This window comes from Succinatimonas hippei YIT 12066, from assembly GCF_000188195.1.
In the GTDB taxonomy this organism is placed as follows: Bacteria; Pseudomonadota; Gammaproteobacteria; order Enterobacterales; family Succinivibrionaceae; genus Succinatimonas; species Succinatimonas hippei.
Map to the genome: position 1 here is coordinate 1 of NZ_GL830944.1, position 26,664 is coordinate 26,664.

Annotated in this window: 27 protein-coding genes and 1 tRNA gene; 13 read left to right on the plus strand and 15 right to left on the minus strand. The window is 43.3% G+C overall.

Annotated elements, in window-relative coordinates; translation table 11 throughout:
• Nucleotides 1-204: 204 nt before the first annotated feature.
• The 7 genes from HMPREF9444_RS00400 to HMPREF9444_RS00430 form a co-directional block, all read right to left on the minus strand.
• Nucleotides 205-298 (minus strand) — tRNA-Ser (locus HMPREF9444_RS00400).
• Between the two features lie 39 nt (nucleotides 299-337).
• Nucleotides 338-544, minus strand: coding sequence for a carbon storage regulator (locus HMPREF9444_RS00405; protein WP_009142315.1), 207 nt, complete (start codon nucleotides 542-544; stop codon nucleotides 338-340).
• Nucleotides 545-546: 2 nt separating this feature from the next.
• The gene (alaS, locus tag HMPREF9444_RS00410; RefSeq protein ID WP_009142316.1) at nucleotides 547-3,171 is read right to left on the minus strand and encodes an alanine--tRNA ligase; all 2,625 of its coding nucleotides are present in this window, start codon (nucleotides 3,169-3,171) and stop codon (nucleotides 547-549) included.
• A 44-nt stretch (nucleotides 3,172-3,215) separates the two neighbouring features.
• Nucleotides 3,216-3,704 carry a regulatory protein RecX gene (locus HMPREF9444_RS00415; protein WP_009142317.1) on the minus strand — a complete coding sequence of 163 codons (489 nt, stop codon included), beginning with the start codon at nucleotides 3,702-3,704 and terminating at the stop codon, nucleotides 3,216-3,218.
• Nucleotides 3,704-4,777 carry a recombinase RecA gene (gene recA / locus HMPREF9444_RS00420; RefSeq protein WP_232196206.1) on the minus strand — a complete coding sequence of 358 codons (1,074 nt, stop codon included), beginning with the start codon at nucleotides 4,775-4,777 and terminating at the stop codon, nucleotides 3,704-3,706. Before recA ends, HMPREF9444_RS00415 begins: the two co-directional genes overlap by 1 nt.
• A 203-nt stretch (nucleotides 4,778-4,980) precedes the next feature.
• Nucleotides 4,981-6,177, minus strand: a complete 1,197-nt coding sequence (locus tag HMPREF9444_RS00425) for an MFS transporter (RefSeq protein ID WP_009142319.1) — start codon at nucleotides 6,175-6,177, stop codon at nucleotides 4,981-4,983.
• A 3-nt stretch (nucleotides 6,178-6,180) separates the two neighbouring features.
• On the minus strand, nucleotides 6,181-8,181 hold the full coding sequence (locus HMPREF9444_RS00430; protein WP_009142320.1) for an exoribonuclease II: 2,001 nt from the start codon (nucleotides 8,179-8,181) through the stop codon (nucleotides 6,181-6,183).
• Between the two features lie 160 nt (nucleotides 8,182-8,341).
• Here HMPREF9444_RS00430 and menA point away from each other — a divergent pair, with 160 nt between their 5' ends.
• The gene (gene menA, locus HMPREF9444_RS00435; protein WP_009142321.1) at nucleotides 8,342-9,280 is read left to right on the plus strand and encodes a 1,4-dihydroxy-2-naphthoate octaprenyltransferase; all 939 of its coding nucleotides are present in this window, start codon (nucleotides 8,342-8,344) and stop codon (nucleotides 9,278-9,280) included.
• Nucleotides 9,281-9,642: 362 nt separating this feature from the next.
• Here the strand turns inward: menA and HMPREF9444_RS00440 are convergent, their stop codons facing one another.
• Genes HMPREF9444_RS00440 through def form a run of 5 tightly spaced genes read right to left on the minus strand, consistent with a single transcriptional unit; the run spans nucleotide 9,643 to nucleotide 15,252 of the window.
• The gene (locus HMPREF9444_RS00440) at nucleotides 9,643-11,094 is read right to left on the minus strand and encodes a TrkH family potassium uptake protein (protein ID WP_009142322.1); all 1,452 of its coding nucleotides are present in this window, start codon (nucleotides 11,092-11,094) and stop codon (nucleotides 9,643-9,645) included.
• Nucleotides 11,088-12,473, minus strand: coding sequence for a Trk system potassium transporter TrkA (gene trkA, locus HMPREF9444_RS00445; protein WP_009142323.1), 1,386 nt, complete (start codon nucleotides 12,471-12,473; stop codon nucleotides 11,088-11,090). Before trkA ends, HMPREF9444_RS00440 begins: the two co-directional genes overlap by 7 nt.
• Nucleotides 12,470-13,801 (minus strand): 16S rRNA (cytosine(967)-C(5))-methyltransferase RsmB, encoded by a 1,332-nt coding sequence (gene rsmB, locus HMPREF9444_RS00450; RefSeq protein ID WP_009142324.1) that lies wholly within the window; start codon nucleotides 13,799-13,801, stop codon nucleotides 12,470-12,472. The genes trkA and rsmB overlap by 4 nt, the downstream gene beginning before the upstream one ends.
• Nucleotides 13,794-14,732 (minus strand): methionyl-tRNA formyltransferase, encoded by a 939-nt coding sequence (gene fmt / locus HMPREF9444_RS00455; protein WP_009142325.1) that lies wholly within the window; start codon nucleotides 14,730-14,732, stop codon nucleotides 13,794-13,796. Before fmt ends, rsmB begins: the two co-directional genes overlap by 8 nt.
• Nucleotides 14,725-15,252 (minus strand): peptide deformylase, encoded by a 528-nt coding sequence (gene def, locus HMPREF9444_RS00460; RefSeq protein ID WP_009142326.1) that lies wholly within the window; start codon nucleotides 15,250-15,252, stop codon nucleotides 14,725-14,727. Before def ends, fmt begins: the two co-directional genes overlap by 8 nt.
• Before the next feature lie 215 nt (nucleotides 15,253-15,467).
• Here def and HMPREF9444_RS00465 point away from each other — a divergent pair, with 215 nt between their 5' ends.
• From HMPREF9444_RS00465 to HMPREF9444_RS00515, 11 genes are all read left to right on the plus strand, one after another.
• Complete coding sequence (locus HMPREF9444_RS00465; protein WP_009142327.1) at nucleotides 15,468-16,061, plus strand: DNA topoisomerase family protein; 594 nt, start codon at nucleotides 15,468-15,470, stop codon at nucleotides 16,059-16,061.
• A gap of 359 nt (nucleotides 16,062-16,420) precedes the next feature.
• Nucleotides 16,421-16,921 (plus strand): 5-(carboxyamino)imidazole ribonucleotide mutase, encoded by a 501-nt coding sequence (gene purE, locus HMPREF9444_RS00470; protein WP_040908990.1) that lies wholly within the window; start codon nucleotides 16,421-16,423, stop codon nucleotides 16,919-16,921.
• Nucleotides 16,922-17,491, plus strand: coding sequence for an L-threonylcarbamoyladenylate synthase (locus HMPREF9444_RS00475; RefSeq protein ID WP_009142330.1), 570 nt, complete (start codon nucleotides 16,922-16,924; stop codon nucleotides 17,489-17,491).
• 12 nt (nucleotides 17,492-17,503) lie between these two features.
• Nucleotides 17,504-18,325 (plus strand): shikimate dehydrogenase, encoded by an 822-nt coding sequence (gene aroE / locus HMPREF9444_RS00480; RefSeq protein WP_009142331.1) that lies wholly within the window; start codon nucleotides 17,504-17,506, stop codon nucleotides 18,323-18,325.
• Nucleotides 18,326-19,069: a class I SAM-dependent methyltransferase gene (locus tag HMPREF9444_RS00485; protein ID WP_009142332.1), complete on the plus strand. Its 744-nt coding sequence runs from the start codon at nucleotides 18,326-18,328 to the stop codon at nucleotides 19,067-19,069. It begins immediately after the preceding gene.
• A 141-nt stretch (nucleotides 19,070-19,210) separates the two neighbouring features.
• A complete protein-coding gene (locus tag HMPREF9444_RS00490; protein ID WP_009142333.1) occupies nucleotides 19,211-20,203 on the plus strand; it encodes a LacI family DNA-binding transcriptional regulator in 993 nt (330 codons plus the stop codon).
• Nucleotides 20,204-20,332: 129 nt separating this feature from the next.
• Nucleotides 20,333-21,142 (plus strand): transketolase, encoded by an 810-nt coding sequence (locus tag HMPREF9444_RS00495; protein ID WP_009142334.1) that lies wholly within the window; start codon nucleotides 20,333-20,335, stop codon nucleotides 21,140-21,142.
• A gap of 6 nt (nucleotides 21,143-21,148) precedes the next feature.
• Nucleotides 21,149-22,063, plus strand: a complete 915-nt coding sequence (locus HMPREF9444_RS00500; protein WP_009142335.1) for a transketolase family protein — start codon at nucleotides 21,149-21,151, stop codon at nucleotides 22,061-22,063.
• Between the two features lie 35 nt (nucleotides 22,064-22,098).
• Complete coding sequence (locus HMPREF9444_RS00505) at nucleotides 22,099-23,094, plus strand: TRAP transporter substrate-binding protein (protein WP_050778963.1); 996 nt, start codon at nucleotides 22,099-22,101, stop codon at nucleotides 23,092-23,094.
• Nucleotides 23,095-23,171: 77 nt separating this feature from the next.
• Nucleotides 23,172-23,681, plus strand: coding sequence for a TRAP transporter small permease (locus HMPREF9444_RS00510; RefSeq protein ID WP_198002740.1), 510 nt, complete (start codon nucleotides 23,172-23,174; stop codon nucleotides 23,679-23,681).
• Nucleotides 23,682-23,692: 11 nt separating this feature from the next.
• Nucleotides 23,693-24,973 carry a TRAP transporter large permease gene (locus tag HMPREF9444_RS00515; RefSeq protein ID WP_009142338.1) on the plus strand — a complete coding sequence of 427 codons (1,281 nt, stop codon included), beginning with the start codon at nucleotides 23,693-23,695 and terminating at the stop codon, nucleotides 24,971-24,973.
• Between the two features lie 226 nt (nucleotides 24,974-25,199).
• Here the strand turns inward: HMPREF9444_RS00515 and HMPREF9444_RS11380 are convergent, their stop codons facing one another.
• A complete protein-coding gene (locus tag HMPREF9444_RS11380; RefSeq protein WP_407083896.1) occupies nucleotides 25,200-25,373 on the minus strand; it encodes a helix-turn-helix domain-containing transcriptional regulator in 174 nt (57 codons plus the stop codon).
• Complete coding sequence (locus HMPREF9444_RS10885) at nucleotides 25,324-25,500, minus strand: helix-turn-helix domain-containing protein (protein ID WP_009142340.1); 177 nt, start codon at nucleotides 25,498-25,500, stop codon at nucleotides 25,324-25,326. The genes HMPREF9444_RS11380 and HMPREF9444_RS10885 overlap by 50 nt, the downstream gene beginning before the upstream one ends.
• A gap of 84 nt (nucleotides 25,501-25,584) precedes the next feature.
• Here HMPREF9444_RS10885 and HMPREF9444_RS10710 point away from each other — a divergent pair, with 84 nt between their 5' ends.
• On the plus strand, nucleotides 25,585-25,695 hold the full coding sequence (locus HMPREF9444_RS10710; protein ID WP_407083897.1) for an IS3 family transposase: 111 nt from the start codon (nucleotides 25,585-25,587) through the stop codon (nucleotides 25,693-25,695).
• 159 nt (nucleotides 25,696-25,854) lie between these two features.
• Here the strand turns inward: HMPREF9444_RS10710 and modA are convergent, their stop codons facing one another.
• Nucleotides 25,855-26,664: a molybdate ABC transporter substrate-binding protein gene (modA, locus tag HMPREF9444_RS00525; RefSeq protein ID WP_187363635.1), complete on the minus strand. Its 810-nt coding sequence runs from the start codon at nucleotides 26,662-26,664 to the stop codon at nucleotides 25,855-25,857.

Below are 26,664 nucleotides of genomic sequence, written 5' to 3' on the forward strand. Positions count from 1 at the left end.
TAACCTGTAAATCGGTAAGAGTTTTGGCTATTTTGGGCATTTTGTCTATCATTAAATTAAAATTCTATTTATGACTATCATCCTGACCATCAAAAAAGTCAAGATTGTATTAGATAAAATGAGATGGTGTTAGATAAAATTTACAGATAGTTGATTGAAATAATTTGAGTATTAGATGGGATTAGACGATGTGAAATTGCTGCGTGGCGGAGAGAAAGGGATTCGAACCCTCGATACGACTTTTTAGTCATATGCTCCCTTAGCAGGGGAGTACCTTCAGCCTCTCGGTCATCTCTCCGCAGCTGGTGCTGTAGTATGCAATCTTAAAAGCTTAAAGTCAAGAACTTTTTGTCTTATCTTTAACGGACTCGACTAAAACAGCTTTTTCTTTACGGTTTTTCTCATCAGCCATTCTTTCTATAGGGACAGCGGCAGGAGCGGATATACCTATGCTGACTCTGCCGTTTTTAATATCTAAAATAGAAATGGTTATATCCCGTCCGATACGGATTTTTTCTCCTTCTTTACGGGATATAACTAGCATGATTAAAGTTTCTCCGTAAGGAAAGTGCGAGCTTTCTCGAGGGCTTCATCAAGACCTTCAGGCTTGGTGCCACCGGCCTGAGCCATATCGGGACGCCCGCCGCCTTTACCGTTAACGCAGCTTGCCGCAACGTTAACAAGCTCTCCTGCTTTAACTTTAGAGGTCAAGTCTTTGGATAGAGCGGCAATCAGGCTTACTTTTTCGCCTTCAACAGTACCTAAAACTATAGCGCAGCTCTTGAGATGGTTTTTAAGCTCATCAACAGCAAGACGCAGTTCACGGGCATTGTAAGAGTCAACTTTAGCTATAACTATCTTGATGCCGTTGATCTCAACTGCATCATAAGCTAAAGCTTTGGCATCCATATGCACGATCTTCTCCTTAAGCAGCATATTTTCATGCTCAAGGGATTTGGTGTTGTTGATAAGACCTTTTACTTTCTCAAGAACGGAGAAGTTATCGGTTTGCAGCATAGTGCTGGTGTAGGCAAGCATACGAGCCAAGTGCTGCTGATATTCAATTGCAGCTTCGCCGGTTAAAGCTTCGATACGGCGAATACCTGATGCAATACTTTCGTCACTGATGATGATAAAGTATCCGAGATCTCCGGTACGTGCAACGTGGGTACCGCCGCACAATTCTTTGGATACTTCGCCCATTGAAACAACGCGGACTTCACCTTCGTATTTTTCATCAAATAATGCCATGGCTCCTGAGAGTTTGGCTTTATTTAAATCCATAACTTCGGTGGTAACCGGATAGTTTTCGCGGATAGCCTTATTTACTAAAGCGCTAACCGCTTGTCTTTCATCAAGGGATAAAGGATGCGGGTGCGAGAAGTCAAAGCGCAGACGATCAGGTCCTACGGATGAACCTTTTTGGAAGACATGATCACCTAATACTTTACGTAATGCAGCATGCAGTAAGTGCGTGGCGCTATGGTGGGATGCAATGTCCTTGCGGCGCTGCGCATCTACTTCTGCAGTTACGGTCTGACCTACCGAGAACTGTCCTAACTCGACACGGCCTACATGAATGATAGCTTTGCCGACGTGTTTGGTGTTTTCGACTATAAAGAGATTATGTCCGCATCTTAAAGTTCCGGTGTCACCGATCTGTCCGCCCATCTCTCCATAGAAAGTAGTCTTATCCAAAACGATAATGACTTCCTCATCAGTTGAGGCGGATTCAATAGGTTCGGAACCTTTGAACATAGAGACAATCTTGCCTTCACAGCTTAAATGATTATATCCGTCAAAGATAGAGATGTCGCTTAACTTAAGCTCTTTGTTATAGTCGATACCGAAAGTTGAAGCTGACTTGGCGCGTTCACGCTGCTTGGTCATTTCCTTTTCAAAGCCGTCCATATCAACGATGTAGCCGCGATCGCGAACTACGTCTTGAGTAAGATCGGCAGGGAAGCCGTAGGTATCATAAAGTTTAAATACCACTTCGCCCGGAATAGTTCTATTTGCTCCCAACTTGTCAAGTTCGGAGTCAAGCATGGCAAGGCCTCTGTCTAAAGTATTGAGGAACTGCTCTTCTTCTTTCTTTAAAGTTTTTTCGATGAGCTGACGCTGTTCGATAAGTTCAGGGTAGGCTTTACCCATTAATTCGCACAAAGTGCCGACAAGCTTATAGAAGAAAACGTCTTTTGCTCCCATAAGGCGTCCGTGACGCACTGCGCGGCGGATGATACGGCGCAATACGTAGCCGCGGCCTTCATTTGACGGTAAGACACCGTCGGCAATGAGGAATGAGCAGGAACGGATATGATCTGAAATAACGCGCAGTGATTTTTCGGATAAATCGCTGACATTTAAGATTTCAGCCGTTTTGGCAATAAGGGTACGGAACAAATCGATATCGTAATTTGAATGTACACCTTGTAAAACTGCGGCAATACGTTCGAGACCAAGACCATTGTCGATCATCGGTTTCTTTAATTTCTCAAAAGTACCGTCGGCCTTACGGTTGTACTGCATGAACACGATGTTCCAAATTTCGATGAAACGATCACCGTCTTCCTCAGGAGATCCCGGAGGTCCTCCCCAAACGCCGGGACCGTGATCGTAGAAAATTTCAGAGCACGGACCGCACGGACCGGTATCACCCATCTGCCAGAAATTGTCTGAGTTGAATGCTCCGCCCTTGTTGTCGCCGATGCGGATGATTTTTTCTGCAGGAAGTCCGATAACGTTTTTCCAAATGTCATAAGCTTCGTTGTCGTCGGCATAGACGGTTACGGTTAAAGATTCTTTAGGCAATTTAAAGCCTTCGGTCAAAAGAGTCCATGCGTAATAAATAGCCTCTTTTTTGAAATAATCGCCGAAGCTGAAGTTACCTAACATCTCAAAAAATGTATGGTGGCGGGCAGTATAACCGACGTTATCTAAGTCATTCTGCTTTCCGCCTGCGCGTACGCATTTTTGAGCAGTGGTGGCGCGCAGATAAGGACGGGTCTCCTTGCCTAAGTAGATGTCCTTGAACTGGTTCATGCCGGCATTGGTAAAAAGTAATGTCGGATCGTTATACGGTACAAGAGAGCTTGATCGCACTACCTCATGACCGTTTTTACGGAAGAATTCGAGGTACGTAGAACGTATCTCATCGGTAGTCATGTACATATTAAATAATTCCAAGACTTTCTAAATTAAGAATTAATCGTCAATTATACATTGTCAGACGGTACGGATCCAAAGAGTTTTAAAGCTCCGATGCATTGGTTCGGCGTAAAACCGCGTCTGTATAAAAAACTCAGAGCTTTCTGTTTTTTTTCGGGATCTCTAAGATCGTCTGCTGAATATTTTTTTTGTAAAGCTGCAAGAGCAGTTTGCACCCAGTCCGTTTCTTCATCTTCTACTGCATGTTCTATATAACAAAGGTCGATGTGCTTTTGCCTGGCAAGGAGGCTTAGCTTCAGCGGGCCGTAATACGAAAAGACGCAATGACGCAGCAGCATCTGAGCACAGCGTTTTTCGCTCTGCCATCCTTCATTGATGCATTTTGTCAGGGCAGTGTTTACGGCATCATGCGTAAAACGGGGTAAAAGTTTTACTTTTAATTCGTAAAGAGAATATTCACGGCGGGTTAAAAGACGCAGCGCAGCGTTTAGCGCCAGAGCTGCGTCTTCACTTTTTGCAATTTTTTTGTTAAACATTAAAGATCATCAGGTATTTCGGTGATGAGATCGGAGTCATCAATGTCGGGCAATGAATCGACAGGAGATTTTTCTGCTTCCGCAGCTCCGAGATCTGCCGTGGCCGAGTAATCGTTAACGTTCTTAAAGTATTCACGGATCTTAGCTTCAATTTCATCGGCAACTTCAGGATGCTCATCTAAAAAGCGCATAGCATTGACTTTACCTTGACCGATTTTATTGCCGTTGTAGCTGAACCAGGCACCGGTTTTCTCGACAATACGGGCCTGAACGCCCAAATCGATGAGCTCACCGTTTTTGGCAATACCGTAATTAAAGAGAATTTGGAAGTTTGCCTGTTTAAACGGAGGTGCGACTTTGTTTTTAACTACTTTAACTTTGGTTTCGTTACCGATGACTTCTTCTTTGTCTTTTATCGGAGATCCTTTGCGGATATCCAGGCGGACGGAGGCATAATATTTAAGTGCGTTACCGCCGGTGGTGGTTTCAGGATTGCCGAACATCACGCCAATCTTCATACGCAGCTGGTTAATGAACACGACCATGCAGTTTGCCTGCTTGATAATGCCGGTGAGCTTGCGCAAGGCTTGCGACATAAGACGGGCCTGCAGTCCGACGTGGTTATCTCCCATGTCTCCTTCAATTTCGGCTTTAGGTACCAGCGCGGCGACCGAGTCGATGACTACAAGATCGATTCCTCCCGATCTTACGAGAGTTTCGCAGATTTCAAGAGCCTGCTCACCGGTATCGGGTTGGGAAATAAAGACGTTTTCAACCTGTACTCCGAGTTTTTTGGCATAGACGGGGTCAAGAGCGTGCTCTGCGTCGATAAAAGCACAGATTTTTCCTTTCTTTTGAGCTTGGGCGATAAGTTCTAAGGTTAAAGTGGTTTTTCCTGAGGATTCCGGACCGTAAATCTCGATGATTCGTCCCATCGGCAGACCACCGATGCCTAAAGCGATATCCAAGGATAAGGAGCCGGTTGAAATAGCTTCAATGTCGTCGATTTCACTTTGGCCAAGGCGCATGATGGCACCTTTTCCGAATTGCTTCTCGATTTGTTCCATAGCCATTTCAAGGGCTTTTTGACGTTTGGCATCAGTAGTGAGATTTGCGACTAAACTGTTGGCTCCGTCCTCTTTTTTAGCTTTGGCGCGTTCTGCCATAAAGATCTCCGTATTGTTGTAATGTTTGTTAATAAATATTTTATATAAGCGTATAATAATTATACGCTTATTTGACGATAAAGCTCAATTTTTCTTAAAAAAGAAAAATTTTACGCTGTAATTTTTTCTTTAACCGGTCTATTAACAATCGGCACGACGAAAGATAACAGTGCGGAAAGTCCGGTTAAGCACACTACCGCAAGCATCGTAGCATCAAGTCCGAATTTGTCTCCCAGATTTCCAAGAACCGGGGCGATGATTCCGCCGAAGCTGATGCCGAGACCTATCGTAATGCCGGTCGCCATACCGACGTGCTGGGGCAGCATTTTTTGTCCGATAACAACAATCGGGGACATGGCCGCATAATAAAAGAGTGCAAGCGGAATTAAAGCGGCAACTGACAACAGCGGATTATGGGTCAAAATAAACAATACTCCAAAAGGAACGCATACTACTGAAGTAAAGCGTACCCATTGAGTAAAGCCGAAGCGATCAGCCATCGGGCCTCCGATTAAAGTTGCAATTGCACCGGCTCCTGCAACAATGGTGTTGGCAAGAGTTGATACTTCTTCTTTTTGACCAAGTTCGTGCATGAAATACAAAGGTAAAAATGTCGTTAAGCTGAACATAGCGGCAGAACGGGCAAAGACCAGCAGGACTAAAAGGAAAGTGCCGAAATAATTGTCTTTGACGGCTGCGTCATTCAGGCGGCGTCTCGTTCTTGCTTCGGTTCTCTTTGAGTAAATAAGATATTTACGATTGCGCCTAATGAAGATAAAAGCCATGATTAAAGCCGGGATTAAAATCAAAATCGTAGCTTTAAGGCCGAACAGCATATATCCGGCAGTAAAGTACAAAGGGCCGATTGCGTAACCGATATTTCCTCCTACTGAAAAAATACTCATTCCTCGTCCGACTTTTTTACCGGCAAAAATGTTGGCAAGTTTACCGGCGGACGGATGGAAGGTGGCGACGCCGATACCGTTTACCGCTACTGCGGCGCATAATAGCAAGTAATTATCAATAAAGCCTATAAAGGCAACGCCCAATGCTGCGATGAGCATGCCCAGGCACATAAGGTACGGACGCGGTTTTTTATCGGAAAGATAACCCGTAAGCGGCTGAGCTATCGCGTTTACGATGGTAGTTGCCATAATAAGAAAGGCAACGTCGGCATATGAGGATAATTTACCTTCCTGATACATAAAAGCCAAAATGGCAGGCAGTGAACCTTGGCAAAGATCGTCTGCCAGATGACCTCCCATGATAAGGAGGTTCTCTTTATAAGAATGGTTTTGATAATTCATGTTTTAGCGTTTATTTCTCTGATCATCTGGATTAGGCAGAACGACACCCGGGAGACCTACGGTAGGAGCTCCGACAATAGAGCGGGTTTCTTTATTGACGGAAAGAATTCTGACTTTTATTTCATCGCTAAGACGCCAGGTAGGTTTGCCGCCTACAAAAATAATGCCGTTTTGTCCGTCAAAATCGACATCGTTTTTGTTGTCGGCAATTAAGGAAGCAGGAATAAAAATCATGGCGCCGTTTTCTTTAAGCGAGACGCGCAAACCTCCGCGGACAATGTCAAAAATTTCTCCGGTAAATTCGGTTTTTTTAGCGATATCTCCTTCAAGATAATCGACATACAGCCAATCTTTAACGTCGCGCTCTGCCATACGATTGATGCGGCGGGCCTGATTCATTGTCTGAAGCGTTGCATCATCAGGCAGCGTCGGATGATCAGAGTGCAAAATCAGCGCCTTAAGCAAGCGATGGTTGACCATATCGCCGTACTTGCGGATAGGTGATGTCCAGGTGGCGTAATTGTTCACTCCTAAAGCAAAATGCGGAGCTGGTGTAATACTTATTTGGGAATAATCCTGCAATTTACGGATCCTGGCATCAAGGTAACCTGAATCCATTGCGTTTGCATAACGCCGAATGGCGCTGAATTCTTGCATATCTTTAAGATTTTCCGCATCAGCACCTTTAAAGCCTTCACTTTCAAGTAAGGACAAGATCTCATTTGCGGCACTTAAGTCAAAACCTTTATGACTGTTAAAAACGCCGGCATTGAATTTGGCCGCCAGAATATCACCGGCAGCGATATTGGCGCTAATCATCGCTTCTTCAACAATTTGATTGGCAATGCGGCGGTAATTTACTTCAATATGATCAAGAGCCCCGTCTTCTGTTAAAACAAAGTCATAATCGGGACGGTTTTTAAAAGAAGCGGCATGAGTTGAGCGGTAGTTGTCGCGTAATTTGGCAAATTCGACTAATTTATTAAGGATATCCTTGATTTCATCAGTCGGAACAAAATTATCGCTTGCGCCTTTTTCCAGAAAATCGGATACGTAGTTATAAACCAATTTGCCGTGAGATTTGATGCGGGCGAGCTTAAATTCGGTATTAAGAGAATCAACGGTACCGTCGGATAAAATAGGAATAATACCGACCAGAGCCTGGCGTTCCTCATTTTCTTTCAATGAGCAAAGATCATCTGACAATTCGCGAGGCAGCATCGGAATATCGCGTCCCGGCAGGTAAATGGAAAAAGCACGGGAAGCGGCGCTTTTGTTTAAGGGTGAATCCTCTCCTATATAAGCTGTAGGATCGGCAATGGCTACATAAAGCTTAAATGAGTTGTCACTGTTTTTTTCTATATATAAAGCGTCGTCCATATCTTTAGTTTTGGCACTGTCGATAGTGACAAAAGGAATTGCGGACATATCTTCACGTAAAAGATCCGCTTCGTGGTTGGTAAACTCATGGAACGACGGCGGCTCAAGCGGCAAATCAAGCCCGCGCAATACAACAGTCCAAGGAACTTTCGGATCTTTTGCGTCAGTAATGCGCTCTATAAGCTCGGCTTTAAAATTGCCGTCCTTTAAAGCATGTTTTACTAAGTTGCAGATAACCCAATCGCCGTTTTTTAAAGCTATGCTCTGATCTTGACGTTTATCAACCGTAAAAACGGGCAAAGATACGTTAGGGAGATCGGGAATAACCTGAATTTTGTTTTTATTAAGTCTAACTCTGCCGACGAAACGGGATAAAACAGGAACAACTAATTTTTCAGGAACGGCCTGCTGTTTGCCCTTGTCATCGCTTTCAATTACGGCGCTTATGCGATCGCCGTGCATGATGCTGCGCATATTGTTGGGGGTTATGAAATAAGATTCTTTATCTGAGGCCTCAAGGAAGCCGAAACCGCGATCAGTTGCTCTTACCGTACCTTCTTTACGAATTTTTTCCTGATTGAATTTTTGTTTTAACTGACGCAAAGCGGGATCGTCAAATAACATAAAAGCTCCGAATATTTTATTTTTCTATTCAAATTTTCACATGATTCAAAAAGCGCTTAGATTATACCTTAGGCTTTTACTCTTTTTCTTCGCTTCTCGGTTAAAATACACAACGATTTGTTTACATTAGTTTTTCCCTTTCCGATAAAGAGCTTGTTTTATGTTTGATTTGTGGGTTAATGAAATTAGACCGAAAACTTTACTGCTTGCGGCAAGCAATTGCGCGGTCGGGTGCTTTTTAGGTTTGTATTACGGGGAGATCTCTTTTTATACGATTGTCCTGATGCTTTTGATTATTCTCACCGGAGTATTGCTGCAGATTGTCTCTAATCTTGCCAACGACTACGGAGATGCCTGCAAGGGGGCAGACGGTGCGGCGCGAGTCGGACCGATTCGTGCGGTAATGTCGGGAGGACTGTCGCTTACGCAATTAAGAAAAGGGATTGGAGTTGCGATTCTGCTTGCCGTTATTGTCGGTGCCGTAGCAGTCGGGATGTCTTTTTTCAACAATATAAACGCTCTTGCCTGGTTCCTGTTTTTAGGCGCCGTATCTATTGTTGCCGCTCTTTTGTATACCGTAGGTATGGCATACGGATATAAAGGTCTTGGTGATCTGTCGGTATTTATTTTCTTCGGCATTCTTGCCGTTGTAGGTCCGCAGATCATGTTAAGCAACGCCAGCGATTTGGGCGTGGCCGTATATCCTGATACGATTTTATTATGCATAAGCGTAGGCGCATCTTCCGTAATGGTTTTACATGTTGCCAATATGCGTGATATTGATGAGGATTTTCTTAACGGCAAGAAGACGATAGCCGTTCGCTTGGGCCGGAAAATGGCCGGTTTTTATCACGCTTTCCTGTTTATCATTACTGTGATTTTTTCTCTTACAGCCTGCTGTTTGTCGCATCGGGCATGGGAGTGCGCAATTTTGCTTGTCGGGCTTATTCCTTTGTTTTTATCGGCATTTCGCGCAATAAATCACGTTAAAGATCCGCTTCTTGTGGCTAAAGAACTAAAGCATACGCTTATCGGCTGTTTTTGCCATAATGTAGCTTGGATAATAGTGATTTGCGTGGATTTTGTTCTGTACATTTAATTAGTTAGGTGATGACTGTCGGTTGTCACCTAATTGACATTATTCCCCAGTCTAAAGGTCGAAGAGCCTACCGCTAAACAACAATACGGCTACCGCTGTAAGCTTCGGTATGTTTCTGCTGCCGAGCTCATTCGTAAGCGTAATAAGCCGACTGTTAGATCTAAACTGCGGGAAATTGCATTCCGTTTGCTATCTTTTTTACTTCCTCATGCGGTGTGCTCCCATATCCCGGATCCGAAAATATATTAACCGGCAGAAAACGCCGGATTAAAAACTGAGCTTTTCCTTGCGAAGATTTCCGTCCTAAAAAACGGGGTATTAGCCGCTGATCCTTTTAGATAAATAAGAAATTTCTCTTGTGATTATTTGCGCCAGAAGAAACGGGTAAAGCATAAAAGCACCGGAATGATCTCAAGACGGCCAAGCAGCATGTCGATAGAGAACAGCAGATGCAGCGGGCCTGATACGGATGCGAAGTTGGCGGAATTAGGCAGTACTACGTCACCCATGGTCGGACCGATGTTTGAAAGGCAGGTGAGAGTTGCGGTAAAAGCATCGGTGATAGGAAGTCCCATTAAGGTAGCGGCCAGTGTGGAACAGAAAGTGACGAGAATATATGCAACAAGAAAACTTACTACTGAAAACGAGGTCATGGAGTTGATTTCAGTACCGTTGAATCTTGGAAAGATCACGCCGTGCGGGTGCAGGCTTCTTAACATATTGCATTTGAGCATACGGTAGCAGACCTGAATACGGAAAATTTTTATGCCGCCGGATGTTGATCCGGAGCAACCGCCTATAGCAAAAATACTAAGGAAGATAACACTGGCAAAAGAGTTCCATTTAGAGAAATCTTCAAGAGAAAATCCGGTACTGGAAATAATTGACGTTACGTTAAAAAGACCGATGCGTATCGCTCGTTCGACATCATATCCGTTATAGAAAATCAAAGATAAAATTACCGCAGCAGAGAAAAATACGATAATGAGAAACAGACCTCTTATCTGCTCGTCTTTAAAAAATAATGATCGGCTTTCGGTAAAAGAAGCGAGGATTATAAGAAACGGACAGGAGCAGATGAACATAAAGACAATAGCACTGTAATGAACACCGGCGGGAAGACCGTTCATTGATGCGTCAATCGGCATCATTCCACCGGTTGCTACCGTGCACATGGCGGCGTTAATTGCCAGGAAAATATCAAGACCGAAGAAGATGTAGCATCCGGTACACAGTATGAGCAGCACGATATAGAACATCAATAAAGCAAAAGCCATGGTTTTTATGTGCGGAGTCAGCTTTGTTCTTCCGTCAATTGATTCGGTTTTAAACAGATTCATACCGCCCAAGGCAAGAGTCGGCAGTACCGCAATGCCGATTACTACGAATCCTATTCCTCCTAAATACTGCAGTATTGATCGCCATAGCAATATAGAAGGCGGACGCACATCAAGATTATTTATAACGGTAGCACCGGTGGTTGATAGAGATGAAACTGACTCAAAAAGACCCGCTAAAAAGTCAATGTCCTCAAGCTGAATAAAAAAAGGAAGAGATGCGATGAGCGCTAAAATGCTCCATAAGAGAAAAGTAAATAAAAACAACTCTCTTAGAGCTATGAGGTTAGGTGAGTTTTTGCCGATAATTCTAAGGATGTTTCCGATAGCTACGGCTAAGATGGTAACGGAAATAAAGCTGAAGGCTCCGGGTGTCCCTGAAATTAACGCATATATGGCAGGAATAAGAGCAATTACCCCGAATCCGGTAACGGCCGGGCTTAACATTTTAGCGATGATGCGGATATTTACTACCATGACGGGATCCAGAATGAACGAGGTCTGAACAGCTTGGTTAAATGGCGCAGCTGCTTATGATCGGTAAGGAAGGCGATAAGATGATCGCCGTCCTCAAAACGCAGATCTTTATCAATTTTCAATACTTTATTGCCGCGGGTGATAAGACCTAAGGTTACTCCTTTGGGCAAATTGATGTCGTCGATTTTTTTACCGATGACTCTTGAGCTTAGGCGTGAGCCGCGGATTGCAAGTTCAACGCCTTCTGCCAAACCGTGGCGGAACAGATAAGTTTTTTCCAAACCGTCTTGGCGGATATTGGATAAAAGTTCGGAAATCGTCGCATCTTTAGGGGACACAATGGTGTCAATTTCGCGAGATGAAGCTAAAGTTAAATAGCTTTCGTTGCGGATGATGGTGAAAGTTTTGGCGTGATTGGTCCGTTTTATCATAAATGATGAAATAATGTTGGTTTCATCATCATTGGTCGCGGCAATAAAATAATCTGAATCGTAAATATGTTCTTCCAGAATAAAGTTGATGTCGCTCGGGTTGGAACAGAAAATTTCAACTTCAGTATCTTGAAGACTGTCGGCTACGCGTTTGGCTCTTTGCGGATCCGATTCGATTAGTTTTACTCTAAAGCGGCGGGAAAGCCTGCGCGCAAGCTCGTCTGAAATATGCGATCCGCCCGCAATGGTTATGGTTTTTACGCATTGATCGATAGGAAGAATACCGCCTAATACGCTAAGAGAGCGGGACTTTTCGCAGCAAAAATAAATTTCATCGCTTTCGCATAATTCGGCATTGAGAAAATCTTTTACCGGTTGTTCATTGCGGTAAAGTGCTAAAACACTGACTTTTGCCCCGAAATCCTCAAGTTTTGAAACCTTTTGTCCCAGAAGTTTTCCGCCTCTTGAACATTTGGCAGCAGCGATAACAAGCCGTCCTGCACAATAGTTTGAAACCGATAAAGCTCCCGGCAAATCGATTAGATCCATGATGAAGTCGGCGATAAGATGTTCAGGTGCAATAATGTGGTCGATAGGAATTGCGTGCGGTCCGAAAATCTCATCAGCTTCAGTCAGGTAATCAGGTGTCCTGATGCGGGCGATTTTACGCGGGATTTGAAATAAGGCGCCCGCAATAGAACAGGCGGCCATATTAATTTCATCAATATTGGAGGTAGCAACAAGCAATTCGGTATTTTCTGCTCCGGCGCTGCGCAGCACGGAAGGACGCGAAGGCATTCCCTGGACGACTCTTAAGTCCAGGCGATTGCCGATTTGCGATAATTCTTCTGACGGCGTATCAATTAATGTTACGGCATGTCCGCTTCCGACCAGATATTCGGCAAGTCCGATACCCGCAGTTGTTGCCCCGATAATGATGATTCTCATGAGTTTTTAATCATCCTTGCATAGAAAAATCCGTCCGCGTCATCATCTCCCGGCAAGTGTTGAAAAGTGCCGCCAGACTGACCGAAAATATTAAACGGCAACAATTTGGCATCGGCATGGCGCGATAAAAAGGCTTCAATTTGTTCGGAGTTTTCCTCAGGTAAAATCGAGCAAGTGGTATAAAGCAAAATACCGCCTTTTTTAAGTTTGGAAAAAGCACTGTCTAAAATTTTAGCTTGAATCGCGGTTAAATTAGCGATATCTCCTTCACGTCTTAACCATTTTATGTCAGGGTGACGTCTTATGACTCCGGTTCCTGAGCATGGAGCGTCGACGAGAATACGGTCAAACTCACCTTCAAGCGAGGATAGATCTTGAGCATCAAGCATCTTGAAAACAGCATTGCGCTGCAGGCGCGCAAGGTTTTCTTTTGCACTTGCAAGCCGTTTTTCATCGCTATCAAGAGCGGTTAATTCTACAGTAGGCTCCAAATCAAGGATGTGCGCGCTTTTACCGCCGGGAGCCGAACAGGTGTCAAGCACCCGCATCTGCGGCTTTAGATCAAGAAGCGGTGCTGCAAGCTGGGCAGCTAAATCCTGAACGCTTACCCGTCCGCGCTTGAATAACGGAAGTTTTTCCGTGATTACCGGCTCTTCAAGCTGCAAGGCACTACTGCAAAACGGTGTTCTTACAGCAAAGATATCGCACTTTTCAAGCAAAACTAAATAATCATCAGTTCCGATTTTTGAATTCTCAACGCGCAGCCACATCGGTGCATGCTCGTTGGAAGCTTTAAGAATGGCCTTGGTTTTGTCGCCATAGGCGTTTTTAATTTTGTTATAAAGCCAATCCGGAAAAGAAAATTCTATAGCCTCTTCGGTACTGTGCTGTAAGTGGGCTCCTTCACGTAAAAAACGTCTTAATACCGCATTTACCATGCCGGTAAAAGATTGGCACTTGCACAAAGCACAAGCGCCGACTGTCGACGCGACAACGGCATGCGGAGGAGTACGCATGAAAACTATCTGATAAATAGCACTTAAAAGTAAAGTATTTACTTCACGGTATTTGGAACTTAGCTTGTGATCTAAAAGCGGATGCAGGCTTAGATTCAAAAGCCTTCTGTGTCTTAAAGTTCCGTGAACTATTTCGCTTACTAAAGCACGATCGCGCAAATCAAGCTCGGCGGTAAAACGCGGCATCAAATCGCTAAGCGATAGTCCGGTTTCAACGCCCGCAAGAATTTTTGCGGCGGCGGCTCGACTTTGCGACCCCTGACCTATGACGGCTTGTTTACCGTTATTGCGCGGTTTGTAAAATTTACTCAAACTTCTTACCTACTGAAAAAATATCGCTTCTTGAGCGGGCAAAATCTGCAGCGTTGACGCGGCCTTTTCCTGGAGCCTGTATGATTTCAAGACAAACGGCGCCCTCGGCGCAGGCAACTGAAATCCCTTTTTTGTCGACAGAGATTATGGTTCCGGGTTCCTTACCCTGGTTGTCGTTTAAAACTTTAGCTTTAAAAATTTTAAACACGATGTTGTCTATTGATGCGTTGGCAATCGGCCACGGATTAAGTCCGCGGATCTTAAGATTGCAGTTTTCGGCACTGTCGTTAAAATTAAGTCGTGCTTCTTCTTTAGTTATTTTTTTTGCATAAGTTGCTAAAGAAGGATCCTGCTTTTTAGCCGTTATTTTTTCTGCCAGAATGTCAGGAAGATTATCTACCAATGTTTTGGCGCCTAAAGATGCCAGTTTGTCAAAAAGTGATCCTGACGTGTCGTCAGCGCTAATCGGGATTTCAGCCTTGATAAGCATGTCTCCTGCATCAAGTTCTTTTACGATCTTCATGATGGTAACGCCGGTACGATCGTTGCCGTCTAGAAGAGCTCTTTGAATCGGAGCGGCACCGCGATAAGCAGGCAGAAGAGATCCGTGTACATTGATGCAGCCAAGCTTCGGCCCGTGAACGATACTATCGGGCAAAATCACGCCGTAAGCAACGACAATAGCCAGGTCGGCATTAAAACTTAAAAATTTATCTACGTCTTCTTTGTTTTTAAAGTTTTCAGGGGTCAAGACTTCAATATTGTGTAAAAGAGCAAGCTCTTTTACCGGGCTCGGCGTAAGCTTATGTCCGCGCCCTGCAGGACGGTCGGGCTGAGTGTAAACTGCGCAGGGAATTATTCCGGCATCAATTAGTGCCTTAAGGTGAACTGCCGCAAAATCAGGAGTTCCGGCAAAAATAATCTTACTCATGAGCGCGGGCTTGCTCCTTTTTAAGCTTACGGTATTTGGTCAGAAGACGATCTCTTTTCAATCTTGACAGGTAATCAATGAAAAGTTTTCCGTCCAAGTGGTCAAGTTCGTGCTGCATGCAGATAGCAAGAAGACCGTCAGCCTCATAGATTTGTTTTTGACCGTTAAGATCCTGACATTCTAAAGTGATCTTTTCATACCGCTTTATTTCGGCACGGTATTCAGGTACTGAAAGGCATCCTTCTTCTGAGGCCACTTCTCCTTCTTTGGCGGTGATTTTGGGATTTATAAGCACGAGTTTATTCTTTCCCTGTTTCCCGTCTTCTTCCGGGATATCAATAACGACGATGCGCTTTTCGATACCGATTTGCGGAGCGGCAAGTCCGATGCCTTCATCGTCATACATGGTTTCAAACATATCGTCGGTAAGTTCTTTTAAGGCTGCGTCAAATTCCGTTACCGGAGCACAAATTTGTCTTAATCTTTCATCGGGAAAAGTGACTATTTCACGGATGGCCATTTTTTCTCCTTAAAGCGGCATCTTTAAATTCGCTAAATAATATTTAAAGCAAACATACGTAAGCAGAATTTTACCACGGAGTAGATTTTTACGCATTTTTAGGCTGTTTTACATGGCAGGCAAATTAAAAAAACTTACATTCAACAGATCATGTTGAAAATTAGGTATTTTTTTGATTTTCAGTTACAATTGCACCTCTTTTTTGAGGTCAAAAAATGCAAGATAAGCAAAAAGAACTTGAAGATCAATGTAAAGCAGATGACGGTTTAGATGTAGGTGATCCTTGCCCTAAATGCGGATCGCCTTTAGTTTTGCGCCAATCTTCTCATGGTGAGTTTTTAGGCTGTTCAGACTTCCCTTCCTGTAAGTTCGTACAGTATTCGCATTTTAAGCATTCGGTAATGACTTTGTTAAGACTTGATGCTCCATGCCCTCAGTGCGGATCACCTTTGGAAGTAAAAAAAGGCCGTTACGGAATGTATATAGGTTGTTCTGATTACGAAAACTGTAATTTTATTTATTCGGAAGCGGAAAAAACGCTTATTACTTGTCCGGTTTGTAAAAAAGGCAAATTGATTGAAAGAAGCAGTAAAACCGGGAGAAGATTTTTCGGTTGCTCAAATTATCCTGAGTGCGGTTTTTCCGTGCCGGGAGAGCCTGTTGAAAGCGTCTGCATACATTGCGGTTTTCCGCTTAAGTTTAAGAAAAAGATTAAAGACGGAAGAATTGTTTTAAAGTGCGGCAACCCGGTTTGCTCTTCCCGCAGATCTCGAAAATATGAGTTTTTTGTTGAGGAAAAAGTAGTTTAATCTGTTATTGCAGCATTTAACGCTCTCACCGTCCTAAAGGATAAAGAACCTACTGTTAAACAACAGTACTGCTCTTGTTGCAGGTTTCGGCGGGTTCTTGCTTCTGAACTCTTGTGAGACAATCTATCCGGCTAATAAAGTCGTCAAATGAAGTTACGGCAAGCGGCAGCTTAGTTAAATCAATCATTTTTCCGTGAGCCTATTTTAATAGCTTATAGTGTATATTAGGTTAAAGAATCATTCCTCACAAGGAATTCAAGCAGGGAGCCTTGCTTAAGTAAAATCAATAGCTCAAGTTTTTAGAATAAGATGTTAAAATTATTCTCCCGTTTTTATTGCAGCTTCTCATGGAGTTAATGATGTCAAAACATTTCGTAGCTATTTTGATGGGTTCTGATTCTGATTTGCCTTTAGTCCAGAATACTATCGATATCTTAAAGAGCTTTAACATTAAAGTAGAAATTCGCGTGGCTTCAGCCCATCGTACTCCTGATGTTGTTTCTTCTTTTGTACAGGACAGTGAAAAGCGCGGATGCGGCGTTTATATTTGTGCCGCAGGTCTCGCCGCACATTTAGCCGGAGCCGTTGCTGCCCGTACTACGCGTCCTGTTATAGGCATTCCGGTTGACGGCGGTCCTTTAAAGGGGGTTGATGCTTTATATTCAACCGTAATGATGCCTGGCGGAATCCCTGTTGCTACTGTTGCAGTAGGCAAAGCCGGTGCTAAAAATGCCGCATATCTTGCAGCTCAGATTTTAGCTTTGACCGATCCTGAGCTTGATGCTTTGGTTAAAGCCGATCGTGAAAAGGCAGCCCGGGAAGTTATGGCTAAAGACGCGGCATTGCAGGAAAAACTTTAAGTGGACGATCCTAAGATCGTAAAGGCAGCAGAGATTTTAAAACAAGGCGGGGTGGTGATTGCCCCGACCGAAGGTCTTTACGGAGTAAGCTGTCTTGCTTCAAATGATAGGGCGGTTGAAAGAGTAATAAAGGTTAAAGAACGTTCAAGCGCAAAAGGTCTTATCGTCGCGGTATCATCTTTTGAAATGGCGCAAAGCCTTATTGACTTTTCAAAGCTCAGCTCCGGAAATATTGATTTTATGCTTAGTATGTGGCCCGGTCCTCATACTTTTATCGTGCCTGCGGCAAAAAGCGTGTCATCGCTTGTAACCGGAGGCAGGGATAATATTGCTTTGCGCTTTACCGCGTTTTCGACATTGCAAAGATTATGTGAGTTAAGCGGCGGCCCTTTAATTTCAAGCAGCGCTAATATTTCGGGGCAGCCTCCGCTTATGACTCTTTCCGATCTTAATGCCGTTTTCGGCGGTAAAGTTGATTATATTCTTGATTTACCCTGTCAGGGTCTGAAAGGTCCCAGCTCTATTCATGATGCGATAACCGGAAAATTATTGCGTAAAGGCGGGGTATGACGGTGATTTTTTATGTCAGATAAGTACGCAGTTTTCGGCAACCCGATTGCTCACTCTCTTTCTCCCTTGATTCATACCTTTTTTGCCAATACTTTAAATGAAGATATTGAATACGGCAGAGTTTTGGTAGAAGACGGCGGTTTTGTTAAAGCGGCAGAAGCGTTTAAAGCATCGGGCGGTAAGGGATTTAATGTTACGGCTCCTTGTAAAATCGATGCGTTTAATTTCGTTGATAAATTGTCTGATGCAGCGAAAACTGCAGGCGCCGTTAATACAGTTAAATTCACTAGTGACGGAGTTTTAGGCGATAACACTGACGGCGTCGGTTTTATTTCCGATCTTAAAAGACTACAAGTAAAGCTTGAAGGGGCCGATGTCCTGTTAATCGGAGCAGGCGGAGCAGCACAGGGAATTTTATATCCTTTAGTTAAGTCTGAAGCCGCAAAGATTACGGTGGTAAACCGTACGGCAAGCAAAGCTTTATCTTTAGCACAGAAAGTCAATTCCGATAAAGTAGAAGCTAAAGGTTTTGATTCGCTTTGCGGTGATTTTTCGATAATTATTAATGCCAGCTCTTCAAGTCTGTTTAAGGAGCTGCCGCCTCTTGACGATTCTTTTATCAAAAAAGCGGAGTTTGTTTACGATCTTGCTTACACAAAAGAAGGTTCGACCGTGTTTACGCAAAAGGCTCAAAGTCTTGGTGTGAGCTCGGCTTTTGACGGCCTTGGCATGCTGATTATGCAGGCTGCCGCAAGCTATGAAATTTGGCGCGGCGTTTGCCCTGACGTTGAGGCAACTATAACCTATATGCGTTCTGTTTTGAGCTCGCGTTAAATGTTGACGGTTAAACGTTATCCTGATTCACATATCGTTTTAAGTGACGATCTTGAAAAGCAGCTTGAAGAGATAAAAAACTTTCAAGTTACAGAGAACGTCACTTTGCATATTGCCGATAAAGTTTTTCTGTCTTTGGACTCTGAGCCTAAACTAAAGCCTTTATGCTTTGATTTTTTATCCGATAAACTTATCTATCGCATAAATCACGGCGGTAAACATAAAGAAAATGTGGCTAAGGCGGTAACGTCCGGTCTTAATCATCCGATCGTTTTTGATGCAACGGCGGGGATGGGCAGAGACTCTTTTATTTTGCAGTGCTCAGGATGCCATGTTTGCATGTTCGAACGCAATCCGCTTATTTGGCTGCTGTTAAGCGATGCTTTAAACAGGGCACAAAATTCTTCTTACTTAAAATCTTTGCCAAACGGTATCCCTGCTTTGATGCCATGCGGTGAGGCGCGCAATTATAAAGGGGAAATTATTCCTGATGTTATTTACTACGATCCTATGTTCCCCGAGCGCAAAAAAAGTGCCTTAGTAAAAAAAGAAATGCGGATTTTTAAAGCGCTTATCGGCGCTGATGAAGATATTGAAAGTACTCTCTTAGCTCTTATCAATATGGCAAGACATAAAGTTATTTTAAAGCGGCCGCAAACGGCAGCACCAATCGTTTTTCAAGGTATTAAGCCTATCGGTTCGGTAGAGGGCGGTGCTTGCCGATTTGATATTTATATGCACTGACTATTTCTTTTTGAGTAAGTTTTAGCAACTTTCACTCAAATATAAAAAATTTTTTGCGCAAATAATATTAAAATTTTTGTATACTAAAAATGTTGTTCTGGTAAAAGTGTATTTTTTTGCGTCAATTTGCGGTAAAAAATTTTGGTTAGTATTGTTGATATCGCCAAAGAGTGCGGGGTTACTCCTTCAACCGTTTCGCGTGCGTTAAACGGTAAAGACGGCGTATCTGAAGCATTACGGGATAAGATCATCAAAACGAGCGTTGATCTCGGATATGAATCAAATGAAAAAGCCCGCTGGCTTGCTACCAAGGAAAGCAGGCAGATAGGATTGATTCTGCCGGATATAACTTCACCATATTATGCTGCGATTGCTAAAGGCGTTTGTGATTATTTAAGACCGCTTGGCTACAGCGTTCTTTTGTGCAATTCTTCTCGCGATCGCCATGAAGAAAAAGAAAATATTAAAATGCTGCAGCGTCAAAGGGTTGACGGGGTAGTGGTAATTTCGGTTACGGCAAAAGAAGAAGATCTTTTTCCGTTGCTAAACAGCGGAATTAAAGTCGTTGCGGCAGATGTGGAAATAGGCCCGGCGTTTTCAAGTGTTGTTAATGACAATTATCAAGGCGCATTGATGCTGTTTAGGCATATGATAAAGTGCGGAAGCAGAAACATCGGCTGCATTTTAGGGGAGGCGCAGTCCCAAACTACGGTTGATCGCTTGAACGCACTGAAACGAGTGCTTGAAGAAAATTCAATTGAGTTTAATAAAGACAATGTCGTTTATACCGATGCGACATTTGAAAACGGTTATAAAAAAGCAAAAATGCTTATAAGCAAAAAAATAGATTCTCTGTTTGCCATTAATGATACCGTTGCTTTGGGCGTGATTAAGTATTGTCAGGATCACGGTATTAATATACCTCATGATCTGAAAGTAGCAGGTTATGACGATCTGGAAATCGGCAGTATGATAGAAGTTCCTTTAACTACGGTTCATCAGCGCAAAGTGTTGCTTGGCAGAAAAGCTGCAGAGTTATTACTTCAAGAGATCAAATCTCATTCAGAGCCGCTTAAGATTGTTTTGGCGCCTAAGCTTACCGTGCGTTCTTCGTGTGGGGAAAATTTTCTTTAAAGAATAGCTGATTGCGGATCTATTCTGAAAAAAGTCCGCAATTTGTGATAGTTGTCACTGTAGTCAAACGTTTGCGCAAATATACTCAAATTATATAGTCCAGTAATTGTTTTTCATGTCGGAGTATGTATGCAAGCTGATTTACAGCAAATTGCCGCTAAATTACGCGGCTTGGCATTGGAAGCTATATTTGCCGGCGGATCAGGACATCCGGGCGGCTCTTTGTCTTTAGGCGAAATTATGGCGGCTTTATATTTTGAGGCTGCAAATATTAATGAAAAAGATCCTAAAGATCCTAAGCGTGATCGCGTTGTTTTAAGTAAAGGTCATGCCTGTCCGATTTTGTACGCGGCTTTATGCCTTAAGGGCTTTATCACCAAAGAGCAGTTGCTGTCGCTTCGTCATACAGACAGTTTCCTGCAGGGACATCCCGATATGAAAGGAACTCCCGGCGTTGATATGTCAACCGGATCTTTAGGTCAGGGCATTTCCGCAGCCTGCGGTATTGCGATGGGCGCTAAGCTTAAAAAAGAAGATTTTCATGTCTATGCCATATTGGGTGACGGAGAACTTGACGAGGGACAGGTCTGGGAAGCCTTGATGTTTGCCGCCCACTATAAGCTTGATAACTTGACCGTAATCGTTGATCACAACGGCTTGCAAATTGATGGTCCTAACAGTGAGGTTATGGATCTTGCCAATCTGAAAGCGCGTTTTGATGCTTTTGGTTTAAATACAATTGAAATTGACGGCAATAATCTTAATGAGGTAAGGCAATCTCTTGCTCTTGCTCGTGAAGTAAAAGGTAAACCTACTCTTATCCTTGCCAATACCGTAAAGGGTAAAGGCGTAAGTTTCATGGAAAATCAGGTAGGTTGGCACGGTAAGGCACCGAGCAGAGAAGATTTAGACAAGGCATTGGCAGAGTTGGGAGTTTAATAAGAAATGAAAGCAAATCGACAAGCATTCGGTGAGGCTTTGGTAGAGCTGTACAAATCAAAGCCCAATATCGTCTCCCTTGACGCTGATTTGGCTGCAGCCACTTACAGTGCTGTCTTCAAGAAAGAGCATCCTGAGGCTTTTATCGACTGCGGTATTGCCGAGCAGAATATGATGACTGTGGCGGCAGGTCTTTCTACTGTCGGGCTTATCCCTTTTGTCAGCACTTTTGCCGTTTTTGCAAGCCTGCGTGCCGGCGAGCAATTTCGCAACAGTATTTGTTATCCGCATCTTAATGTCAAAGTGGTAGGAACTCATGCCGGCATCGAATGCGGCGCAGATGGCGCCACCCATCAGGCACTTGAGGATATTGCTTTGATGCGTACAATCCCGGGGACCGTTGTTTTGGCTCCGGCTGACGCTTATGCCACTCGTGCTCTTGTTTTTGCAATGGCTGACCATGTCGGTCCTTGCTATATGCGTGTAGGCCGTGACAAGGTAGAGGAAATTTATGACGCTGGAACTAAATTTACAATCGGCGGATCGCATTGTCTGCGTAAAGGAAATAAAGCTGCGATTTTAGCGGCTGGCGACAGAGTGCAAAGCGCCCTTGAGGCAGCAGATATTCTTGAAAAAGAAGGTATTAAGGTAAGCGTATACGATATGTACTCTATTAAGCCTTTAGATGAAAATGCCGTTAAGGAAGCTGCTGAATGCGGATTAATCGTGACGGTTGAAGATCATCAGAAAGTTGGCGGATTAGGCAGTGCAGTTTGTGAGTGCGTATGCCGTAACAAGCCGTGCAAAGTCGTAACCATGGGCATGGAGAGTTTCGGACGCTCTGGGCCTTCTTCAGAACTATTCAAACTTTACGGTTTGGATGGTGCATCAATTGCCGCTATTGTTAAATCAAATCTTTAATTTAGGACAGGTTTTACCAAAGTAAGGAGATGAACATGAAAGTTAAAACTATGTTGGGTGCAGCTTTAGCTGCCGCTTTAATGGCTAATGCCGCAGCCTCTTATGCAGATGACGTCATTAATATGCGTTTTGCCAACGCTACCAACCAGGCGGCAAAAGACGCAGCTGTAGCAATGATTGACGTGGTACAGAAAGAATCTGGCGGTACCATTCAAATCAAACATTTCCCTGACAATATGTTAGGTGATGATCGTGTTGCTATCGAGTCCACCATTATGGGTGATATCGATATCGTTTTGGCACAGCCTTCAACTTTAACTTCATTTATTCCTGACGTTTATTTGTGGGACGCTCCGTTCCTGTTTGCTACCGCTGAAGATGCAATCCGCTGCTTTAACAGCGATATAGGCAAGACCATTAACGGTAAAGTAGAAAGCCGCAATCTTCATTATTTCACCATGGTAGGCAACGGCTTCCGTCACTATACCAACAATAAAGTTGCAGTAAAGGTTCCTGCTGACGTCGCAGGTGCTAAGGTTCGTGTACAGGAATCTGAAATTCAGATGGCTCAGTGGAAAGCCTGGGGTGCAAATCCTACCCCGATGGCCTTTGCTGAAGTATTGCCGGCTTTGCAGCAGGGCACTATCGATGCTCAGGAGAACCCTCTTGCCATTATCGATGCCAACAAGCTTTATGAAGTTCAGCACTATATTTCATTGACCGGTCATCAGTACAGCCCGCAGATCCTGCTTATGAATAAAGCACGCTGGGAGTCTTTGTCCGATGCTCAGAAGAAGGCCATGAACGACGGTGTAGAAACCTTCATTAAAGTTCAGCGCGAGCGTTCTATTGAACTTGACGCTCTTTCCGAGAAGAAGTTCAAGGACGCAGGCTGCGAAATCATTACTCTTACCGATGCTGAGCGCCAGCAGTGGATTGACAAAGCCAAAGAGGGCGGTGTTTATGACTTGGTCAAGAGCATGATGGATACTCCTGAGTACGTTGACCGCGTCTTGAATAAAGACTACTAATCCCTCTATTTAAGCCTCCACGTTCGTGGAGGCTTTAACTTAGCCTCAGTCTGTTCCCTAAATTCTGCGGTTTTATGATGAAAATATTAGATTTTTTAAATAATAAATTAGAGATGTGGATTTGCGTGATCCTGATGTCGGCTATCGGTATCGTACTCAGCTTCCAGGTTATCATGCGCTATATTTTCCATTCATCTTTAGGCTGGTCAGAAGAACTTGCACGTTATATGTTCGTGTGGCTTGTTTTTATCGGCATCAGCTATGGTGCCAAAGTCATGCGTCATATTAAGATTGATGCCTTTTTATTTTTGTTCCCTAAAATTCTTCGTCCGTACATAGTTATCTTAGGTGACGTTCTTTCATTGGTTTTTGCTATAGCCGTAATTTATTTAGGTTGGGGCATGGTTCAGACTCAGCTTATGATTGGACAGTTGTCACCTGCAATGCGTATTCCTATGTGGATTGTGTATTTAGCTCCGATTGTAGGCTTCGGATTGGCATCCATTCGCCTGATTCAGGGAATTATTTACCATATTAAGCATTTAAAAGACGGCGAAGGTGATCCTAATGCCGAGATTGAGCAGTAGGGAGTAGCAAGATGGCATCAACAGTTCTTTTAGTTTCTCTTGCGATCTTTTTGATCTTAAATATGCCGGTCGGTCTTGCAATCGGCTTGTCCACTCTTGCGGCTTTACTTACCGGAGAGACATTAAGCCTTAATGCTCTTTCTCAGCAGATGGTAATTAGCTGCGATTCTTTCCCGATTCTGGCTGTTCCTTTGTTTATTTTGGCTGGCGACTTGATGGGCGCCGGCGGCGTATCCCGCAGAATTTTAAATGTCTGTAACGTCTTTTTCGGACGCATCACCGGCGGTCTTGCAATCGTTACCGTTTTAGTCTGCATGTTCTTTGCCGCAGTTTCAGGCTCCGGTCCTGCAACCGTGGCTGCCGTAGGATCCATGGTTATTCCTACCATGATCGAGCTTGGTTATAAGCGCTCTTTCGTTTTGGCCTTGGTCGCGACAGCCGGAACTATCGGCGTAATTATTCCGCCGTCAATTCCGATGGTGCTTTACGGTGTTTCTACCGGAACTTCCGTTACCTCTTTGTTTATGGGCGGATTCCTTCCCGGTTTATTAATCGGCGGCGCTTTGATGCTTTACTCTTATATTTACTGCAAAGTAAAAGGATATAAGGGACACAGTGAGCCGTTCTCCGGTAAAAAAGCGTGGGATGCTGTATGGGAAGCCAAATGGGCTTTAATTAACCCGATCATCATTTTGGGCGGTATTTACGCCGGTATTTTCACCCCGACCGAAGCTGCCGCAATCGCCGCTTTGTATGCATTTATTTGCGGTGCCTTCATTCACCGCGAGCTTGATGCAAAAGGTTTATTTAAAGCAATTGCCACTTCATGCTGCACGACCGGTACCGTTATGGTGATTTTGGCATGCGCGACCGGTTTTTCCAAGATTTTAACTGTAGAGCAGGTTCCGCAGCTTGTAACTCAAACATTGCTTGAGATCACCGACAGCAAGATTGTCTTGTTAATTTTGATTAACATCATGCTGCTTATCGTCGGATGCTTCATGGATCAGACCCCTGCAATTTTGATTTTGGCTCCGATCCTTTTACCGGTTGCCGTTTCTTTAGGTCTAGATCCGGTTCACTTCGGTCTTATCATGGTTGCAAACCTTGCCATCGGCTTTATTACTCCGCCTTTGGGCATGGCGCTCTTCGTGGCGGCTCGTATTTCCAATACGAAGCTTGAAGTCGTGTTAAAAGGCATCGTTCCGTTTATCTTCCTGATTATCGGTACTTTGACTTTGATTACTTTCATTCCGCAGATCACTATGTTCCTGCCGAATTTGATGAAGTAATAGATAGTTAATTAATAGATAGTTAAGAAAATTTAAAACCGATCTTGCGTAAATGTAGGGTCGGTTTTTTGTTGGATTGCACTACGGTTTTTATCTGATAAAAAAGCTCCTAATGTTAATAGTGCTCTTTAGATTGGATAATTTCACAGCAATTGTTTTTTACAACGAAAACGAAGCGATGTTTTAAATCACCATCCTATATATCGGTAGGCTTTAGTTATACAGGTTAAGTATTTGGCGCAGAGGCAAGAGATGCTGTAAATCTGATACCTAATGCATTTAAAATCTGCATAAGAGTTTTAATGCCGGGATTGCCTTTGTGGCTTAGAGCCTTATATAAATAAGCCCTATCAACAGTACTTTTTTTTAGACACATCAGATAATCCTTTACGTTTGGCATAGACTCCTAAAACATCTAATAAATAACCGGCATCATTTGATGCTAAAGCGTCGTTCAATAAAAAAACTAATTCATCATCAGAAGTTACAAAATTATTTAAATCAAATTCTTTAAATGTCTCCGCCATTTAAGTACTCCTTTGCTATTTTCTCTGCATTAAGAATAGGGGATGCGGACAAAATCCTGGACAAAAACCGGAATAAAAGATTTTATCTTAAGTCTTGATAAATACCTTCATTGGTATAACGAGCATAGAATCAAGGCAAGTTTGGGATATAAAAGTCCGGTGCAATATCGGCAATCTTTAGGTATTATGAACTGAAAATCATGTCCAACTTTTTGTCCGCACCCCCTTTGTAGGTTTAGCAAAATATTAAATATACCAAGAAATTTTGATATAAAGATGAGCCCTACATGATAGTTAAGGCTCAAAGAAATATGATGTCTGTTTTTAACATTTAAGCGGTTGTCAATTTACTTTTTATTTGCTTTGCCAGCCCGGCAAACGTAAATCAATCTGTCCCGTTTCCGTAGGATTTAACGATCCGAAACCGAAAGCTTCGAGCAAGGTTTGCGCTTCATCATTTTCTCTTAAAAAGCGGGTAAAGGCTAAAGCGTCATTGCGTTTTGTCGATTCATCGATAATTAAAGTGTAGTAGAAAATATCAGGATAATATTCGCGCGGGACTATCCAGTATGATCCGTTTACCATTTTGGTTTTGGAGCTTATTAAGGGTAGTGTGATAAATCCTGCTTCCACATTTTGGTTTGCAACCATGGAGTGGACCTGGTATTCGTGTTCGGGGTAGAAGATCTTGTCTTTAAGATAGTCTGTCGGAAATCCTTTGTTAGCGACGATTTGCTTTGCCGCAAAGCCGACTGGAGTAAGTCTCGGATCAGGAATTGCCAGGGACTTTAGTTTTTTAGTATAGATTGCAGAGATATTACCGTTAAATAAGCGCGGATTAGCGGACCACAAAATAAGTTTAGCACGGGTAAAAGGAATAAATGAGGCAGGAGAGGTCTTATTTAAACGAATAAGACTTATCGGTAGTCTTTCATCAGGACTGATTATGACATCGCACTTTAACTTGTTATTGATAATTCCGGTATAGATATTAGATGCGGTAGTGTAATGAGCATCAAATTCAACCGGAATTTTGGGAGTAAGAGCTTCAAGAGCGCTGTACATTTGCGTGGTAGCACAAACCTGCAGCTTTTGTTCTGCAGCTTGAGTGCAAAAAGATACAGATACTATGGCAGCTAAGGCAATAAATTTTTTAAACAACAT

Bases quoted from the DNA above. Each gene is read 5' to 3' on its own strand.
- HMPREF9444_RS00465 (WP_009142327.1), top strand. From the start codon at position 15,468: ATGCAAGATAAGCAAAAAGAACTTGAAGATCAATGTAAAGCAGATGAC.
- modA (WP_187363635.1), bottom strand. From the start codon at position 26,664: ATGTTGTTTAAAAAATTTATTGCCTTAGCTGCCATAGTATCTGTATCT.
- HMPREF9444_RS00495 (WP_009142334.1), top strand. From the start codon at position 20,333: ATGCAAGCTGATTTACAGCAAATTGCCGCTAAATTACGCGGCTTGGCA.
- recA (WP_232196206.1), bottom strand. From the start codon at position 4,777: ATGGCTATGGAACAAATCGAGAAGCAATTCGGAAAAGGTGCCATCATG.
- aroE (WP_009142331.1), top strand. From the start codon at position 17,504: ATGTCAGATAAGTACGCAGTTTTCGGCAACCCGATTGCTCACTCTCTT.
- HMPREF9444_RS00430 (WP_009142320.1), bottom strand. From the start codon at position 8,181: ATGTTATTTGACGATCCCGCTTTGCGTCAGTTAAAACAAAAATTCAAT.
- HMPREF9444_RS00510 (WP_198002740.1), top strand. From the start codon at position 23,172: ATGAAAATATTAGATTTTTTAAATAATAAATTAGAGATGTGGATTTGC.
- HMPREF9444_RS00485 (WP_009142332.1), top strand. From the start codon at position 18,326: ATGTTGACGGTTAAACGTTATCCTGATTCACATATCGTTTTAAGTGAC.
- HMPREF9444_RS00505 (WP_050778963.1), top strand. From the start codon at position 22,099: ATGAAAGTTAAAACTATGTTGGGTGCAGCTTTAGCTGCCGCTTTAATG.
- menA (WP_009142321.1), top strand. From the start codon at position 8,342: ATGTTTGATTTGTGGGTTAATGAAATTAGACCGAAAACTTTACTGCTT.
- def (WP_009142326.1), bottom strand. From the start codon at position 15,252: ATGGCCATCCGTGAAATAGTCACTTTTCCCGATGAAAGATTAAGACAA.
- alaS (WP_009142316.1), bottom strand. From the start codon at position 3,171: ATGTACATGACTACCGATGAGATACGTTCTACGTACCTCGAATTCTTC.
- fmt (WP_009142325.1), bottom strand. From the start codon at position 14,732: ATGAGTAAGATTATTTTTGCCGGAACTCCTGATTTTGCGGCAGTTCAC.
- trkA (WP_009142323.1), bottom strand. From the start codon at position 12,473: ATGAGAATCATCATTATCGGGGCAACAACTGCGGGTATCGGACTTGCC.
- HMPREF9444_RS10885 (WP_009142340.1), bottom strand. From the start codon at position 25,500: ATGGCGGAGACATTTAAAGAATTTGATTTAAATAATTTTGTAACTTCT.
- HMPREF9444_RS00415 (WP_009142317.1), bottom strand. From the start codon at position 3,704: ATGTTTAACAAAAAAATTGCAAAAAGTGAAGACGCAGCTCTGGCGCTA.
- HMPREF9444_RS00425 (WP_009142319.1), bottom strand. From the start codon at position 6,177: ATGAATTATCAAAACCATTCTTATAAAGAGAACCTCCTTATCATGGGA.
- HMPREF9444_RS11380 (WP_407083896.1), bottom strand. From the start codon at position 25,373: ATGCCAAACGTAAAGGATTATCTGATGTGTCTAAAAAAAAGTACTGTT.
- HMPREF9444_RS00500 (WP_009142335.1), top strand. From the start codon at position 21,149: ATGAAAGCAAATCGACAAGCATTCGGTGAGGCTTTGGTAGAGCTGTAC.
- purE (WP_040908990.1), top strand. From the start codon at position 16,421: ATGTCAAAACATTTCGTAGCTATTTTGATGGGTTCTGATTCTGATTTG.
- HMPREF9444_RS00405 (WP_009142315.1), bottom strand. From the start codon at position 544: ATGCTAGTTATATCCCGTAAAGAAGGAGAAAAAATCCGTATCGGACGG.
- HMPREF9444_RS00440 (WP_009142322.1), bottom strand. From the start codon at position 11,094: ATGGTAGTAAATATCCGCATCATCGCTAAAATGTTAAGCCCGGCCGTT.
- HMPREF9444_RS00515 (WP_009142338.1), top strand. From the start codon at position 23,693: ATGGCATCAACAGTTCTTTTAGTTTCTCTTGCGATCTTTTTGATCTTA.